This window comes from Corynebacterium sp. (assembly GCF_030532965.1).
Classification (GTDB): Bacteria; Actinomycetota; Actinomycetes; order Mycobacteriales; family Mycobacteriaceae; genus Corynebacterium.
Genome location: NZ_JAUNKC010000027.1, coordinates 1 through 16447, shown reverse-complemented (window position 1 = coordinate 16447; position 16447 = coordinate 1). Strand labels below are relative to the sequence as shown.

Annotated in this window: 17 protein-coding genes; all 17 read left to right on the top strand. The window is 56.4% G+C overall.

Annotated features, from left to right (window positions below; translation table 11 throughout):
• Position 1 precedes the first annotated feature (1 nt).
• Positions 2-481, top strand: a complete 480-nt coding sequence (locus Q4D85_RS11290; protein WP_303200506.1) for a hypothetical protein — start codon at positions 2-4, stop codon at positions 479-481.
• A complete protein-coding gene (locus Q4D85_RS11285; RefSeq protein WP_303200503.1) occupies positions 478-1638 on the top strand; it encodes a DUF2800 domain-containing protein in 1161 nt (386 codons plus the stop codon). The genes Q4D85_RS11290 and Q4D85_RS11285 overlap by 4 nt, the downstream gene beginning before the upstream one ends.
• Positions 1639-1650: 12 nt before the next feature.
• Positions 1651-2244 (top strand): DUF2815 family protein, encoded by a 594-nt coding sequence (locus Q4D85_RS11280; RefSeq protein WP_303200501.1) that lies wholly within the window; start codon positions 1651-1653, stop codon positions 2242-2244.
• An 81-nt stretch (positions 2245-2325) separates the two neighbouring features.
• Positions 2326-4323 carry a DNA polymerase gene (locus Q4D85_RS11275; RefSeq protein WP_303200499.1) on the top strand — a complete coding sequence of 666 codons (1998 nt, stop codon included), beginning with the start codon at positions 2326-2328 and terminating at the stop codon, positions 4321-4323.
• A gap of 213 nt (positions 4324-4536) precedes the next feature.
• A complete protein-coding gene (locus Q4D85_RS11270; RefSeq protein ID WP_303200498.1) occupies positions 4537-5004 on the top strand; it encodes a hypothetical protein in 468 nt (155 codons plus the stop codon).
• The gene (locus Q4D85_RS11265) at positions 4967-5275 is read left to right on the top strand and encodes a hypothetical protein (RefSeq protein ID WP_303200496.1); all 309 of its coding nucleotides are present in this window, start codon (positions 4967-4969) and stop codon (positions 5273-5275) included. The genes Q4D85_RS11270 and Q4D85_RS11265 overlap by 38 nt, the downstream gene beginning before the upstream one ends.
• Positions 5268-5516, top strand: a complete 249-nt coding sequence (locus Q4D85_RS11260; RefSeq protein ID WP_303200493.1) for a hypothetical protein — start codon at positions 5268-5270, stop codon at positions 5514-5516. Before Q4D85_RS11265 ends, Q4D85_RS11260 begins: the two co-directional genes overlap by 8 nt.
• A 307-nt stretch (positions 5517-5823) precedes the next feature.
• Positions 5824-8256: a virulence-associated E family protein gene (locus tag Q4D85_RS11255; protein ID WP_303200490.1), complete on the top strand. Its 2433-nt coding sequence runs from the start codon at positions 5824-5826 to the stop codon at positions 8254-8256.
• Between the two features lie 240 nt (positions 8257-8496).
• Positions 8497-8808, top strand: coding sequence for a VRR-NUC domain-containing protein (locus Q4D85_RS11250; protein ID WP_303200488.1), 312 nt, complete (start codon positions 8497-8499; stop codon positions 8806-8808).
• Entirely contained in the window at positions 8759-10114 is a 1356-nt protein-coding gene (locus tag Q4D85_RS11245; protein WP_303200487.1) for a DEAD/DEAH box helicase, read from the top strand. Before Q4D85_RS11250 ends, Q4D85_RS11245 begins: the two co-directional genes overlap by 50 nt.
• Complete coding sequence (locus Q4D85_RS11240; protein WP_303200485.1) at positions 10111-10392, top strand: hypothetical protein; 282 nt, start codon at positions 10111-10113, stop codon at positions 10390-10392. Before Q4D85_RS11245 ends, Q4D85_RS11240 begins: the two co-directional genes overlap by 4 nt.
• The gene (locus tag Q4D85_RS11235; RefSeq protein WP_303200483.1) at positions 10389-10997 is read left to right on the top strand and encodes a hypothetical protein; all 609 of its coding nucleotides are present in this window, start codon (positions 10389-10391) and stop codon (positions 10995-10997) included. Before Q4D85_RS11240 ends, Q4D85_RS11235 begins: the two co-directional genes overlap by 4 nt.
• A gap of 109 nt (positions 10998-11106) precedes the next feature.
• Positions 11107-11394 carry an HNH endonuclease gene (locus Q4D85_RS11230; RefSeq protein ID WP_303200481.1) on the top strand — a complete coding sequence of 96 codons (288 nt, stop codon included), beginning with the start codon at positions 11107-11109 and terminating at the stop codon, positions 11392-11394.
• Positions 11395-11752: 358 nt separating this feature from the next.
• On the top strand, positions 11753-12013 hold the full coding sequence (locus Q4D85_RS11225) for a hypothetical protein (protein ID WP_303200480.1): 261 nt from the start codon (positions 11753-11755) through the stop codon (positions 12011-12013).
• Positions 12014-12080: 67 nt separating this feature from the next.
• Positions 12081-13811 carry a terminase gene (locus Q4D85_RS11220; protein ID WP_303200477.1) on the top strand — a complete coding sequence of 577 codons (1731 nt, stop codon included), beginning with the start codon at positions 12081-12083 and terminating at the stop codon, positions 13809-13811.
• Entirely contained in the window at positions 13808-15277 is a 1470-nt protein-coding gene (locus tag Q4D85_RS11215; protein WP_303200474.1) for a phage portal protein, read from the top strand. The genes Q4D85_RS11220 and Q4D85_RS11215 overlap by 4 nt, the downstream gene beginning before the upstream one ends.
• A gap of 26 nt (positions 15278-15303) precedes the next feature.
• Positions 15304-16447: hypothetical protein (locus Q4D85_RS11210; RefSeq protein ID WP_303200472.1), on the top strand; the 1144-nt coding region annotated here is incomplete at its 3' end.

Genomic DNA, 16447 nt, shown 5'->3' with positions numbered 1-16447 from the left:
CATGACGCCCACCAAGCAGATACAAGATTTCCTCAATGCCGCAGCCCTGGTGAAAAACGGGCTGAGCCAAATGTTCCAAGCGTTGTCGGCTATCGAAGCGGTCGCCCTCGACTGGGCGGAAGCGTCCGGAAACCTGGGGGAGTACAACACCCCACCAGCACCGGAACCAGTGGCGACACCAGAACCCGAGCCCACCCAAACAACCATGCCGGCCGAAATCGAAAACACACCACAACCAGCACAAACAACCCTGCCGGCCGACGTGCCGGCCGAAGCCGAAAAACCAACGCCGGAACCCACACCCACAGCACCAGAGCTGACCTTCGAGGACGTAAGAACCCGACTCGTCGACATAGCCAAACACGGCCACGCCGACGCGGTGAAAAACATGCTCACCAACCTAGACGTCAGCAAACTATCCGACATCCCACCAGAACGCTACCCAGAAGTCATGGCACTAGCAGACGGGATCATCCAATGACCGAAACACACCACGCAGACCGAGACCACGCCGTACTATCCGCATCCGGATCACACCGATGGCTCAACTGCACCCCCTCGGCAACCATCGAAGCCGACCTACCCGACACCACAACAACCGCCGCAGAGGAAGGAACCGCCGCCCACGAACTAGCCGAACACAAACTCAAAAAGAAACTCAAACTCCTCAAACCCCGCACACGGAAACCAAAATCCGAATACGACAGTGCGGAAATGGACCAACACACCGACGACTACGTCACCTACGTCCTAGAGGCATACAAAGAAGCCCAGAAACTCAGCAAGGACGCTGAAATAATCTTGGAACACAAAGTCAACTTCTCCCACCTCGTACCCGACGGGTTCGGAACCGCCGACTGCATCATCATCGCCGACGGAACCCTCACCCTCATCGACCTGAAATACGGGAAAGGCGTACTCGTCGACGCGTGGGAAAACCCCCAGCTGAAAATATACGCCCTAGGGGCACTCAACGACCTCGGCATGCTCTACGACGTCGAACGCGTCAAAATGGTCATATTCCAGCCGCGCCGGGAAAACATATCGGTTTTCGAACAAACCGTGGAGCAGCTCAACACCTGGGCGCAGGAAACCCTCGTACCCCAAGCCCAACTAGCCGTAAACGGCGACGGGGAATTCAAAGCAGGCGAGTGGTGCACCTTCTGCAAAATCCGAACCACCTGCCGGGCTAGGGCGGAAAACACCCTAAAGCTAGCAAAGCTGGAGTTCAAAGACCCTCCGGAGCTCACCGATGAGGAAATAGCCGACGCGCTGAAGATCATCCCCGATCTGAAACGCTACGCCGAAGCGCTTCTCAACTACGCGACGGAAAAAGCCATGCAGGGCCACAACTGGCCGGGCTTCAAAGTGGTCGAGGGGCGAAGCATACGAAAGTACACCGACGAGCAGGCAGTCATCAGCGCCTGCGAAGAGGCCGGGTTCACCGACGTTTTCCAAAAGAAGCTCCTCACCATCACGGCGATGCAGAAGAAGCTCGGCAAGAAGCAGTTCGAAGATCTTCTCGGTGATCTGGTGCATAAACCAGCAGGTAAGCCCGCCCTGGTGGAGGCTAGCGACCCGAGGCCACCGCTCCATATCCCTACAGCTGCGGAAGAATTCGCAGAATTTCTCAACTAGAAAGGTACATCCATGTCTGTCAAACTTGTAACCCCTGATGAGGTTCGTTTCTCCTACGCTAACGTGTGGGAGCCCCGTTCGATCAACGGCTCCAAGAAGGAAAAGTACTCCTGCTCGATCCTGATCCCGAAGACAGCTACCCGCACCCTCGCCCTGATCGAGCAGAAGATCAAGGAAGCACTGGAAGAAGGCAAGGCCAAATTCAACGGCAAAATCCCACCAATAGGCTCGCTGAAGCTCCCCCTGCGGGACGGCGACCTGGAACGAGAAGACGAAGTATACGCCGGGCACTACTTCATCAACGCAAACGCTAATGCGGACTATAAGCCACAGATCCTCAGCCCCGACGGTACCCCCATCATTGACCGCAATGAGTTCTACTCCGGATGCTACGGGCGCGTAAGCCTGCAGTTCTACGCTTTCAACGTCAACGGTAACCGGGGTGTGGCCGCAGGTTTGGGGAACATCATGAAAACCCGCGACGGTGAGAACCTCGGCGGCGCGGGTGTGCGCGCTGAGGATGAGTTCGCTGAATACATTCAGGCCGCGCCGAGCATGGTCGCTACGGATGGGTTCGGTAACTCTCTCGGCGGGATGCTCTCTTAAACCGAACCCCGGTTAAGCACATCAGCCCCAACAGGTGCCAGGCCTGTTGGGGCTGATGTGCTCGGAAAAAGGGAAACCACCATGGAACTAGCTATAGACATCGAAACCTTCAGCGGAACCCCAATCACACACGGAGTGTACAAATACGCCGCCGACCCAGACTTTACACTGTTGCTGTTCGCCTACAGCATCGACAACGGCCCCGTCACCCTCATCGACGTGGCATCAGGTGAGAAAATCCCCCAAGACATCCTCGGGGCGTTAACCTCCCCGATGGTGCACAAGTGGGCATTCAACGCCCAATTCGAACGAGTATGCATATCCCGCCACCTACGAGACCACCACGGCCTGGACTTCGACCTGTCACCAAAAGGGTGGCGCTGCTCCGCCGTATGGTCCAGCGCAATGGGACTACCAGCCAACCTCAAAGACGCGGCCAAAGCACTCGACCTGGACGCCCAAAAACTCGACACGGGTAAAAACCTCATCAAGATGTTCTGCGAACCAACCAACAAAAAACAACCATGGGAACAGCAAACCGGGCTTTTCGCCATAGAAAGCGCGCAACGGCGCAAGCCCACTAACCACCCGCAAGAGTGGGAAGAATTCAAAAAATACAACATCCAAGACGTCGTCGTGGAAAACCAGCTACGGCAACACCTCACCCATCTAGGTGCCCTGCCCGACTGGGTGTGGCACCAATACGAGGTAGACCAGCATATCAACGACCGTGGTGTGCGGGTCGACACCACCCTAGCCGAGGCCGCGATCCACATCGACCATGTGCATAAAGAAGAATGCCTAGACGAAGCCCGGGAACTGACCGGCCTGGAGAATCCGAACAGCCCCATCCAGGCACTCGCCTGGTTCAGGGACAACGGCGTGGCGCTTACAGACCTGACGAAAAACAGCGTCGAACAAGAACTTCAGCACACCACTGGCACGGTGAAGCGCGTCCTGGAGCTACGACAAGAGCTATCCCGGTCGAGCGTGAAAAAGTACCAAGCGATGCTCAACGGCGTGTGCCCCGACGGGCGCGCCCACGGGTTGCTGCAGTTCTACGGTGCGGGGCGTACGGGCCGGTGGGCTGGCAGACAAATCCAGGTGCAGAACCTTCCGCGTAACTATCTGGAAGACCTCGACGATGCTCGGCAAACCGCCCTCATGGGTGATGCGGATCTTATGGGCATGCTGTATGGGAGCATTCCGGATACGTTGTCTCAGTTGATTAGGACGGCGTTCATACCCGCCGATGGGATGCGCTTCATTGTTGCTGACTATTCCGCCATCGAAGCGCGGGTACTCGCCTGGCTGGCGGGGGAGGAGCATACTTTACAGGCGTTCCAGGACGGCAAAGACTTGTACTGTGCGACTGCGTCCCGCATGTTCGGTGTGCCCGTGGACAAACACGGGCCCAACGCCGAACTACGGCAAAAAGGCAAAGTGGCAGTTTTGGCCTGCGGCTACCAGGGTGGTGCTGGGGCGCTCGAAGCGATGGGTGCGCTGCGTATGGGTATCCCCGAAGCCGAACTTAAGCCCCTCGTGGAATCGTGGCGGTCTGCTAACCCCAACATCGTGAATTTCTGGTACCAGGTGGAAACCGCAGCCAAAGCGGCCATATCAACCCCCGGGCTTCCCATACCCCTACCCGATAACGGCCTTACGCTCCAGGTTGTGGAAGACCAACTGCTTATTACTTTGCCCAGCGGTAGGAACCTCGTGTACCCGCAGCCCCAGATGGTCACCAACCGGTTCGGTAAACCCTCCATCACGTGCATGGGTTTCGACATCAACCGGCGCTACACCCGCATTGAAACCTACGGCGGAAAGCTGGTGGAGAACATTACACAGGCGGTGGCTAGGGATCTACTGGCGCACGCGTTGACAGTTGTCGCCGACGCGAACCTTCGGACGGTTATGCATGTGCATGACGAAATCGTCGTAGAAGCCCCCACGAGTACTCAAGTTGAGACCGTGTGCCGGTTGATGACATCCAAACCGGAGTGGATTAGCAAGGTACCAAGAGATCTTCCGCTGGATGCTGACGGGTATGAGTGCGACTACTACAAGAAAGACTAGAAAGACCTGCAGGGTCTAGGAAAGGTAGAAAACCATGAAAATCATACGAAAAGCCAGAATATACCAAGGCTGCCTAACCAAAGACTGGATAGTTCGGTTCCTCCAGCACTACCCAGAAGTGAAGAAAACTGACACGGTTGGGGCACTGCAAATGAAATCACACACCGAAGCCCTACACTTCGCCCACACCTGGGTAAAAAGCGGGGAACAACCATGAGCAACTACACCATCACAGACACCGAACTGCTCCAACGACTCTACGAATACTCACAAAAAGCCGTAGGCTACGACCCCGACAACGCCACCAAAGGACACATAGTTGACCCCGGGGCAGACGAAAGGGACACGTTCCTACAACTCCTCACCAACCCCGAATACCTAGTCGAGTATTTCTTAAGCACACCTAACCGCATCGACACCCACCTGCCGAAAGATCCATCCGGGCCGAAACTCAACCGGGGCGAGAAAATCGTCATCCTCGGACTCGGAGACACCCACAGCGAAATATATAACCGCCAATGGGAAACCGACGAATACCCAGAACCAATATTCGAAAACCTCACCCCGTCACAACTACTAACCATCGGCATCGCCTGCATCAGCGGCGCAATCATCCAGCACCACAACCTAGAAAGGAAGCCTCGTGGCCAACATCGACATCATCAAGAAAAAGATAGCTGAGAAACAGCAAGAAATAGCCGACCTTAAAGAACAACTACGTTCAGCCGAGACCCCCGGCTTCCACCTAGGTGCAGGCTACAACGGCCTGCAACTACTCAAAGCCCCCGCCGGAACCGTTGTACGCGACCGGCTCGGCACCGAATACATTTGCGCCGGACACCCGGTAGACACCAAGCAGACATCGTGGGTGCGCCTCGGGCGCCAACTATCTCACGGCGCAACCTACACCATCATCTACCTACCCGAAGCCGAGGTCCCTAGCCATGCCTGAAGCCGCCTTCACATTCCTCGCATTCTTCTTCAAACACGCACTAGACATGGGCGAAAGCCTCAGCGACGTCAAAAAAAAGTTCATCAAAACAGTATCCGAAAACTGCAGCGAAGAACTCCAAGCCCTCGAACGCGCAATCAACCGGCTACAAGACCGAGAAGACCGGGAAGACCTACCCGAAATCGACATCGCGATACGCACAACCAACATCTCCATGGCACTGCTACTACTCCGAGGATAACCAACAACCCCACCATTCGAAGCGCCCCAACCACCTGGTTCTAGGGGCGCTTAAACATTCAACCAACACAAAAATGAAAACCAACGCCACGAAGCCCGCGGATTGTGCAAATGCTGCTACAACCACGTACGCGAACACCGCGCACAAGGACTCACCCTCGACGACTTCCCACTACAGAGCAATCACCGCAAGCCCCACACGGCACCGATAGGCATACGAAAAGACCCGGGTTTCATACCCATGCGGGAAGCCCGCAAATACTACCAATAACCAAACAAAAACCAAGAACAAAAAGGAGAAAACCCTAATGACCATCACGAGCCGAGAAATCAAACTAGCCACAGCCCCCACTCGGCTCGCACGCCGCTGGGAAAACACCCTCACAACCTGGCCACACCTCAAACAACGACTCCAAACCCCCAGCATCAGCCAAACCACGGTAGAAAAATACCACGCCCTCCCCAAAGCCCAACAAGCAGACCTCAAAGACCACGGAGGATTCGTCGGAGGCCACCTCCAACACGGACGCCGCAAAAAAGACGCAGTACTCTCCCGAAGCATCCTATGCCTCGACATCGACGACCCACCCCACAACCTCCTCACCACACTACCCGACACCCTCACCTGCGAATGGGTCGCCTACAGCACCCATTCCCACACACCAGCCAACCCCCGACTACGGCTCATACTCCCACTCACGCGCGACGTCACCGCCGACGAATACGAGGCCATCGGACGCCGCATCGCCCAAGACGTCGGAATCGATTTTTTCGACGACACCACCTACCAAGCCCACCGGCTCATGTACTGGCCCTCCAAATGTATCGACGGCGAATACCTCTACCAAGAAAACCACGGCACCTGGCTCGACCCAGACAAAACCCTCAACCGGTTCGACGACTGGCGGGACGTCACCACCTGGCCCGTATCCAGCCGACAAGCAAACATCATCAAACACACCGCCGACCGGCAAGCCGACCCGCTAGAAAAACCCGGCATCGTCGGCGCATTCTGCCGCGCCTTCACCATCCACGAAGCCATCACAGAATTCCTAGACGACACCTACGCCGCATCCACCATCCCCGACCGATACACCTACAAACCCGGCGAATCCGCCAACGGCGTCGTAACCTACGACGGAAAATTCTCCTACTCCCACCACGGCACCGACCCCGCAGGCGGCCAACTCTGCAACGCCTTCGACCTCGTCCGCATCCACCTATATGGCGGCGAAGACGACGACACAAACCCCACCACCCCACCAGCAGCCAAACCCTCCTACCAATCCATGGTACGGCTAGCCACAAACCACCCCGTGGTGAAACAAGTACTCGCCGCCGAACGCATCCAACAAGCACAACAAGAGTTCGACGGCCTAGACGCGGACACACCCACCGAAGCAGGCGAATGGGAATCACTACTAGAACTCAACAAGAACGGAAAAGTCATCGATGTTTTATCCAACTACGTCACAATCCTCACCCATGAGGCCACCCTCCAAGGCATCGCCCTGAACGAACTCACCGGAGGGGTAGACATCCACCCAGGCAAACCAACCCCCTGGGCACAAACAAAACCCAGCTGGTCCGACACCGACAACGCCCACCTACGCGTACTCCTACAAAAACGCTGGGGCCTCTACCACGTCGGCAAAACCAAAGACGCGCTTGCAGCCGTATCAGCACAGCGCTCCTTCCACCCCGTCCGCGACTATCTCGACGGGCTACCCGCCTGGGATGGTGTGACACGGGTGGACCGCCTGTTCGTCGACTACCTCGGCGCAGACGACACTGAATACGTACGGGCTGTCACCAGAAAAACACTCGTCGCAGCAGTAGCTAGGGTACGCACCCCCGGAATCAAATTCGACCAAGTGCTCATCCTCAACGGCCCCCAAGGCGTGGGCAAATCCACGATCTTCGCACGGCTAGCCGGCAAATGGTTCTCCGACGCCCTCACACTGCTCGACATGAAAGACAAAACCGGCGCCGAAAAACTCCAAGGCTACTGGATCCTCGAACTCGGCGAACTCGCCGGAATGCGAAAAATGGAAGTCGAAACCGTCAAAGGATTCCTCTCCCGCACCGACGACAAATACCGCGCCGCCTACGGCACCGTCGTCGAATCCCACCCACGCCAATGCATCATCGTAGGATCCACCAACGCCGAAAACGGCTTCCTCCGCGACAACACCGGAAACCGCCGCTTCTGGCCCGTCACAGTCACCACCCACGCCACCAAAAAAGCCTGGTCCATGACCGACGCCGAAGTAGACCAAATCTGGGCAGAAGCCCAACACTACTACCAGAAAGGAGAACCCCTCTACCTCACCGGAACACTAGCCCACATAGCCACCCGCCAACAAGAATCCGCCATCGAAACCGACGACCGCGCTGGGCTAGTAGAAGCCTGGCTCGACATCCCCCTCGCTGATAACTGGGAAAACCTCACCCTGACCCAGCGCCGACAGTGGTTCCAAACTATGGACGACTTCGGACACGTCGACGACTACACCGGGGCACTCGTACGCCGCGAAACCGTCACAAACCCGGAGATATGGGCGGAATGCTGGGGTCAAGACCCATCCAGGCTACGACCAGCCGACTCCTACGCGATAGCGGCCATCATGCAAAAAATGCCCGGCTGGGAAAAACAAGGAATCAGGCAAAAAACCAAATTATACGGGCAGCAGCGAGCGTATAAGCGATGCGATGAATTCGAGGATCAACCACCATTCTGAAACGGGTGACAACCTCTGGGTGACAACTTCAAAACGCTAAAAGTTGTCACCAAAATCCAGGTGACAAGAAAAAGTTGTCACCCTAGTTGTCACCCAATAAAACCCCAGGTGTAGGCGCAAAAACCCGCAACGGGTGACAAGTTGACAACTAATTCTAATGAGCAAACAAAAACCTGAACGTATCTGCGCGTATACGCAGAACTCCGCGCGCGTATAGAAAAACGAAAGAAGTTGTCACCCGTGAACGAAAAACACGTAGAACAAGCACTCACACGAGCCGTCAAAAACCTGGGCGGCCTATGCCTGAAATTCACAAGCCCCGGCCTCGCTGGAGTGCCAGACCGACTCATACTCCTCCCCGAAGGGCACATCGCCTTCGCCGAACTCAAAGCACCCGGCAAAAAACCCAGACCAATCCAACACGTACGCAAACAGCAAATAGAAAACCTCGGAGTGCCCGTCCACATCATCGACCACCCCAACCACATCCCCGGAGTGCTACATGAAATACAAACCACACAACTACCAGCAAAAAGCCACAAACTTCATTGAACAAACCCCAGAATGTGCAGTGTTTTTAGGCATGGGCTTAGGCAAAACCATCATCACCCTCACCGCCATCAACAACCTCATCTACGACCACTTCGACATACGAAAAGCCCTCATCATAGCCCCCCTGCGAGTAGCTAGAGACACCTGGCCCGCAGAACTCAAAAAATGGGACCACCTAGGGAACCTCCGCATGAGCGTCATCGTGGGAAGCCCCCAAAAACGACTCGAAGCACTCGCCACCGAAGCCGACATCTACGTCATCAACCGAGAAAGCATCCCCTGGCTAGTAGACCACTACCAGCATGAGTGGCCCTTCGACATGGTCATCATCGACGAACTCTCCAGCTTCAAAAACCACCAAGCCAGACGATCCAAAGCACTCCAAAAAATGCGGCCCCACATCAAACGCATCATCGGCCTAACCGGAACACCCAGCCCCAACGGACTCATGGACCTATGGGCCCAATTCCGACTACTCGACGGAGGCAAACGACTCGGCAGATACATAACCCACTACCGCAACCAATACTTCAACCCAGACAAACGCAACGGCATGCAAATCTTCTCCTACACACTCAAACCAGGAGCAGAACAACAAATCTACAACCAAATCGCCGACATCACCCTCAGCATGAAAACCACCGACTACCTCCAACTACCACAATGCACGCACACCAACCACGTAGTACACCTCACACCAACACAAACCAAAACCTACAACCGGTTTAAACGCGAACTCGTCCTAGAACTAGGAGACGAGACCATCGACGCAGCCAACGCCGCAGCCCTCTCCGGAAAACTCCAACAACTCGCATCAGGCGCCATCTACACCAAGGACGGACACACCGAGATACACGACAAAAAACTCGACGCACTAGAAGACATCATCGAAGCCGCCAACGGCCAAACCGTCCTATGCGCCTACTGGTTCAAACACGAAGCAGAACGCATCCTGAAACGCTTCCCCCAAGCAACACACCTCGACACCGCCGAAGACTTCCACAAATGGAACCGCGGAGAAATACCCCTAGCACTCATACACCCAGCATCAGCAGGACACGGCCTCAACCTCCAAACCGGCGGCCACATCATGGTCTGGTTCACAACACCCTGGAGCCTAGAACTCTACGAACAAGCCAACGCCCGCCTATTCCGACAGGGGCAAACCGAGCCAGTCAGCATCATCCACATCCAGGCGAAAGACACAATCGACGAAGACGTACACAAAGCACTAAGCCAAAAACACGCAACACAAGACGGCCTCATCACCGCCGTCGCAGCACAGCTACGAAAGGAAAACCAATGACCAGCAACCCGCTCACCGCAATCATCTACAGCGCACCAGGATGCATGAAATGCCGCTACACCAAACGCGGACTAACCCGCCTCGGATTCACCATCATCGAGGAAAACATCCACGAACACCCCAGCAAAATACAACTCATGGCGGACATCAAAGCCGCCGAACTCCCCCTCGTCGAGGCCACCATCCATGGTGAACCCCACACATGGACCGGGTACAGCGACACACGCATGAGAAACCTAGCCGACACCATCAACACCATTCAGGAAGCCGACCAGTGAGCAACCTCAACAACAATCTCACAAACCTACTGTGGCTCGTCATCGAACTAGAGCACATGCTAACCCTCCCACGGCTACCCGGAGGTGGGCGCAACCCAGGACCCCCGGGGCCTACCGCACCAGTACCCGCCTCCGACATCGACCTCAGGCTAGAACTCGAAGATGAGATACGCGATGTAGTCACCCAAATCCACAGCGCAAACGAACAAAGCTACGTCCACCTAGTAGGCAAACCCCTATCAGCCTGGGTCCGGTGGCTAGTCGAACACCAACACTGGCTATACGCACACCCGGAGCCGCAAGCAGTGGAGGACACCATAGCGTACTGGACACACCGACTAGCAAACCGTATCGACCCCCGTGACGAACGCGAGCTAGCTAACCAGCCAGAGCCATGGCTCAGCAGCCGAACGATACGCATAAAGCTAGAACGCAAAGGTCACCGCGTCAGCGCCGACCGGCTACGCCAATGGGCGCACAGAGGACACATAGCATCCAAACCAATGCAGATAGGCGGAAGCGAAGAAGTCCGCTACAGGCTAAGCGACGTACTGTCCTACCTGCTTAAACCCGACCGCAGCGCCCCCAAAAGTGCAAAAATTTGACAGCACTGTCACGCCTGTTGATATAATCGACGCGACGACAACGTATATCTACACAACAAACCCCTAACCCTCCGGTTGGGGGTTTTCGGCGTTTCAAGGGGGTCATCATATGTGGGACGAAAACAACCCTCGGTGCAGGACACCAGAATGGAAAGCCTTAAAACGACAGGCCAGACGGCAGCTCCCAAATGGGTGCGCCGATTGCGGGCAGCGCGAGGGGCTGGAGCTGGATCACATAACACCGCATTTCGAGGGCGGGGCCGACAACCTGGAAAACCTCCAATGGTTATGCGGTCCGTGCCATAAGCGGAAGACCGACGAGGAGTCGCTTCGGGCGAGGGCGAGGAAAGCGGCGACGCTTCGGCGGGTGCCGCGGTTGCCGTTCGGATTGGCCTAGGGACGGGTATCGAAAATGAAGCCCAATATCGAATGTGAAGCACTTCACATTAGCTACCCCCACCCGGGGGAGTATCCCCCTCCCGAGCCTCGGCGGCGCCGGAGGGCATAGGGCCTGACAGTCTGTACGGGTTTCGGTACTAAAGGGTTTTCTTAAGCTTTTCCACGGGATCGTGTTTGGTTAGGAGGTGGTTTCATTGCCAGGGCCGCCGCCGAAGAAAAACGCCCGCAGGCGTAACGCACGCCCAGACTGGGTGACGCTACCAGCGGAAGGGCGCAAAGGCAGGGCCCCAAAATGGCCCCTGAAGGGGCGCAGCCCAGCGGGGTGGACGGCACTATGGAGAAAACCACAAGCAGTAATGTGGGAGCGCAACGGCGACGAGCTTCTAGTGGCTAGGTATTTGCAAATTTCAAACCTGGTGCAAGAAAACCTCAGCAGCGGGAAGGTACCTACCAATGCCTTGGCCGAACAGCGGCAGCTTGAGGATCGCCTGGGGTTGTCGCCGATGGCAATGAAGCGGCTGCAGTGGGAGATTTCGGAGGACGTTTCGGAGGTGAAAAAAACCTCGGACAGCGGTGTTGTGATTGAGGCGGGTGATCGATTTGCAAACCTCATCTGACTTGATGGTCCCGCGTTCGGAGCTGGAGTTACCTCCGGGGTATCGGAGAGGCTCGCTGGGTGAGTGGGTGACGCTTCCGTGGCCGTCGTCTCCGGAGAAGCGGAAGGCGCTTCTGCGTAACTCCTTGGGGCCTGGGTTGATTGATTGGGCGGAGTGGCGCACCGACGAGCCGGGTCTTTTAAATGATGAGGGTCAGCCGTGGCGCTACACCGATGGTCAGGCTAAGTTTTTGATCCTTTGGTATGCGTTTAATCCGGATACGGGTAGGTTTTTGTACCGCCGTGGGGTTCGCCGGGGGGCGAAGGGCACGGGTAAAGATCCTTTTGCCGCTGCGGTGATGAATAGTGAGTTTCTTGGGCCTTGTGAGCTGTATTTTGATGAGGAGCTGGGTCGTTGGGCGGGGCGACAACGGTACATGCCGCTGGTGCAGGCGGCCTCGAACTCGGAGACACAGTCTAAAGACCTTTTGCGTGTGGCAAATTCGCAGCTCGGTGCGGAGGCAGTGGCGTATTACAGGCTTGATAAGGGTCAGACGGCGACGATGGTGAAGGATTCGCCCGCCCGTATGGAGGTTTTGACGGCTTCGGAGTCGTCAGCTGAGGGCGATCCGGCCACTTTTGCGGTTTTGAATGAAACTCACCATATGACGGATTCGTCGGGAGGGACTCGTGTGGCAGCTGTGGTTCGCCGGAATGTCGGTAAGTCTAAGCGGTCGGTGCAGGCTCGGGTTTTGGAGCTGACGAACGCCCATATGCAGGGCTCGGATTCGGTGGGGGAGCGGACTTTTGAGGCGTGGCAGAAGCAAATGTCGGGCAGGTATAAGGGTCTTACCCGGGATATTCTTTATGATTCGATTGAGGCCGACCCCCGGTTGGATTTCTACGATGCTAAGAAGCGTGATTTGGCGCTCCGTCAGGCGTATTCGGATGCGTGGTGGGCTGATATCGAGCGGCTTAGCAGTGAAATCGTCGATCCGGAGCTGGCCGCAGCAGATGCGATCAGGTTTTATTTGAATGGTGTCGCGGAATCCGAGGACGTTTATGTGTCGGCGCAATCTTTTGCTGCGCTTGCGGATCCAAGCAGGAAGCTTCAGCCCGGCGACGACATCGCCATGTTCTTGGATTGCTCAAAGTCGGAGGACGCCACAGGGTTTATGGCGTGCCGCATTGAGGATGGGTTTAACCAAACTCTTGGCGTGTGGTCTCGGCCCCGCGGCGAGCGGGGTAAGGGCTTTTTGGTCGACCGGAACGCGGTTGATGCGGAGGTTCGTGAGGCGTTTGCGCAGTACCGAGTGTGGTGGTTTGGTGTGGATCCGTCACCGGCTACGGATGATTCGACGGAGGCTGCGTATTGGGCGGACATGATCAGTACGTGGCATCGGGATTTTGGCCGTAGGTTATGGGTGCCTGCCACGCCTGGGCCGAGGGGTAACGCTGTGCTGTGGGATATGCGGTTGTCTGCCCCGGGTGGCGCGGACCGTAACCGGAGATTCAGTCAGGAGGTGGAGGTTATTCGTGCACTGATTGAGGACGAGGGTTTGAATGGTCCGTTTAGGCATGATGGTGATCCAGCTTTGGTGGCGCATGTGAATAATGCGAAGTCTCGGTGGAATAAGTTCGGGCCTACGGTTGGTAAGAAAACTCGTGATTCTTTACGTTCGGTGGACCTATGCGTGGCGATGATCGCTGCGAATGTTGGGCGCCGCATGGTGTTGGAATCAGGTAAGTACCGGAAAAACAGTAATGGTGGCGGGCGCTCGGGTAGGTCCCGTCGATCTCGAAGGGGGGTTGTGGTATGAGTCGGGTCGAGGACATCGAGAACGGGCTTCTTGGCCAGTTGCGGTCGCAGTTGCAGCTGCATAGGCCGAAGAATCAGCGCCAGTGGCGGTTTTACGACGGCAAGGAGGCCGTTAAGAATCTTGGTATTGCTATCCCACATTCGATGGTTGGTATCGAGGCGGTTATGGGGTGGCCTGAGATCATCGTTGATGCGCTTTCGGAGCGTATTCAGTGGGAAGGCTGGACCACTACTAGCGGTGAATCTGATTTTCTTCGGAGCTTATGGTTAGGCTCGGATCTTGCGGATCAGTTCAACCGGGTGAAGCTTGATGCGCTTTGCACTGGTGTTGGTTTTATGGCTTTCACTAGTGCGGAGGATGCGGCGGAGGAGGCTGTTACGGGCCCGGTGATTGCTACGGCAGTTTCTTCGCAGGATGCCACTTTTATGTGGGATGGGCGCCGTAATCGGGTTCGTGCTGCGTATTCGGAGCAGACGCTGGAGTCCGGTGCGCTGCTTCGTCGGCTGTATTTGCCTTCGGGTACGTGGTTTGTTGAGGAGCTTAATGGTGCTGAGGAGCGCCGGTGGGTGTCACATGATCATGATCGGTGTAACCTCGTTGCGTTTCCTAACCAGCTTCGGGCTGGGGAGTATTTAGGCAGGTCGGAGATCACGTCTACGATTCGGTATTACACGCAGCATGGTATGCGCACTATTTTGGGCATGGAGTATAACCGCGAGATTTATACCACTCCGCAGAAGTACATGATTAATGTTCTTCTCGATCAGGTGGGTATCGACCCTGAGGCTCCTGCGGATGTGCAGCGCCAGCAGGGTATGAGGGCGGCGATGACGAAGGCTTTGGTTATTGAGCCTGAGGATCCTGGTGAATGGGGGCCGTCTGGTCCTCCTGAGCCGAAGGTGGGGCAGTTTACGGCTGCGCCGCCTACGCCGTATATCGAGGAGTTGCGTATGGTTGCGCAGCTGGTGTCGGCTCAGTCGGGGGTTCCTGCGACGTATTTGGGTTTCACGCATGATAATCCGCCGTCTGCGGATGCTATTCGGGCGTCTGAGGCGCGTTTGGTGAAGCGTGCTGAGGATAGGCAGAAGGCGTTTGGTCGTGTTTTGCAGCGCGATGTAGCGTATCTCTGCCATGCGATAGGTAAGCGGGCGGTTCCGGAGTCGTCGTTTGTTGCGTCGGTGGTTCCGCTGTGGCGTGATCCTTCTACTCCCACTTTGGCGTCCAGTGTGGATGCGGCTGTGAAGCTGGTTCAGGCGGGTATCGCCCCACCAGGTTCCGAGGTTGTGTGGGACATGATCGGGCTGTCTACGCAGCAGCGGGAGACGTTGAAGCGTGAGTTTGCGGAGCTGCGGGCGGCGCAGCGGGCATCGTCTCTGGTGGAGGCGGTTCGCGCTACGCAGGTTTCGGAGGACGTGGCTAGTCTGGCGCGGGCTAACCGTCCGGTGGGTGAGTCTGGTTTGGGCTGAGGCTAGCCCGGAAAGAGGGGCGAGTTTTGGCTAGGGATCTGGTTGCGGAGCGGGAGTATCAGCAGTCGCTGGATATGCTTCGGATTCTGGCGCAGCGTGATTTCGTTGCGTGGTGGGAGCAGGCGTATCGTTTGGGTGTTTTGGAGCGGCAGAAGCAGGCTGTGGAGCTGTTGCATGCGGTAGCGTCGCAGTATGGTGAGCAGGCTGCGTATGCTGCGGCGGATTATTTGTTTCGGTCGCGGCAGCTGGATGATGTGCTGGCGCGTCTTGATTATCCTGAGGTGGCTGATCCGGCTGGTTTTGAGCAGGCGGAGGCGTCGTTTGGGTGGGCGTTGAACACGTCTCGTAAGGAGGGTGTTCTTGATGTGGAGTTGGCGAAGCGTAAGTTGGCTGGGGTTTTGAACCGACTGGTTTTGCAGCCCGCTCGTGAGACAGTTGCGGAGGCAACAGGTGCGGCGGGCACCCGGTTTGCTAGGGTGCCTCAGCCCGGGGCGTGTAATTTCTGTTTGATGTTGGCCTCTCGCGGTGATGTGTACTCGGAGAAGACGGTTTTGCAGCGGTCCCGGGGTGGGTCGTATCACGATAATTGCTCGTGTCTTGCGATCGAGGTGCAGACTCCGGCGGATTTACCGGTGATTAATCAGCAGTTGGAGGAGTTGTGGGCGGAGTCTACGGCTGGGGTTTCTGGGTCGCAGGCTCAGCGGGATGCTTTCGCGGCGGCGGTGCAGGAACGGCGGTCTAGAGTTAGCGAGCGTGTTAATCGTGAATACCGGGAGCACATGGAGTCTGTTAAAGCAGCCCATAAGTTCACAGTGGCTAAAATTGTTAATGAGTCACGCAGCATTTCGGGCAAGGAGGCTGAGCTTAGGCGAAAGTTGGGAACACCGGGGTGGATCCCAGGGGATGCTTTCAGGGTCGTCACTTCTCCTTTGGAGGAGGTGAAGGCTAGTGAAGTGTTATCGGCAGATCAGATCAGGAGCTTGGGTTTGCTGACTGATCCTCGCGATTTGGTTAACTCTGTTTCGGTAGATAAAGAAGCCAAAGTCCGTGACTGGCTGCTAGCGAACGGGGCCAGAACTGTGGATTTCGTTACTCCAGCGAACCAAAGCGCGGCGATACACGATAAGTTGTTAAAAGCCACGGGTAAGCTTTCTACACCTGATTTTCTTA

Coding starts and splice junctions, on each gene's coding strand:
- Q4D85_RS11285 (WP_303200503.1), top strand. CDS start 478: ATGACCGAAACACACCACGCAGACCGAGACCACGCCGTACTATCCGCA.
- Q4D85_RS11215 (WP_303200474.1), top strand. CDS start 13,808: ATGAGTCGGGTCGAGGACATCGAGAACGGGCTTCTTGGCCAGTTGCGG.
- Q4D85_RS11260 (WP_303200493.1), top strand. CDS start 5,268: ATGCCTGAAGCCGCCTTCACATTCCTCGCATTCTTCTTCAAACACGCA.
- Q4D85_RS11245 (WP_303200487.1), top strand. CDS start 8,759: ATGAAATACAAACCACACAACTACCAGCAAAAAGCCACAAACTTCATT.
- Q4D85_RS11255 (WP_303200490.1), top strand. CDS start 5,824: ATGACCATCACGAGCCGAGAAATCAAACTAGCCACAGCCCCCACTCGG.
- Q4D85_RS11225 (WP_303200480.1), top strand. CDS start 11,753: ATGTGGGAGCGCAACGGCGACGAGCTTCTAGTGGCTAGGTATTTGCAA.
- Q4D85_RS11230 (WP_303200481.1), top strand. CDS start 11,107: ATGTGGGACGAAAACAACCCTCGGTGCAGGACACCAGAATGGAAAGCC.
- Q4D85_RS11240 (WP_303200485.1), top strand. CDS start 10,111: ATGACCAGCAACCCGCTCACCGCAATCATCTACAGCGCACCAGGATGC.
- Q4D85_RS11275 (WP_303200499.1), top strand. CDS start 2,326: ATGGAACTAGCTATAGACATCGAAACCTTCAGCGGAACCCCAATCACA.
- Q4D85_RS11270 (WP_303200498.1), top strand. CDS start 4,537: ATGAGCAACTACACCATCACAGACACCGAACTGCTCCAACGACTCTAC.
- Q4D85_RS11290 (WP_303200506.1), top strand. CDS start 2: ATGACGCCCACCAAGCAGATACAAGATTTCCTCAATGCCGCAGCCCTG.
- Q4D85_RS11280 (WP_303200501.1), top strand. CDS start 1,651: ATGTCTGTCAAACTTGTAACCCCTGATGAGGTTCGTTTCTCCTACGCT.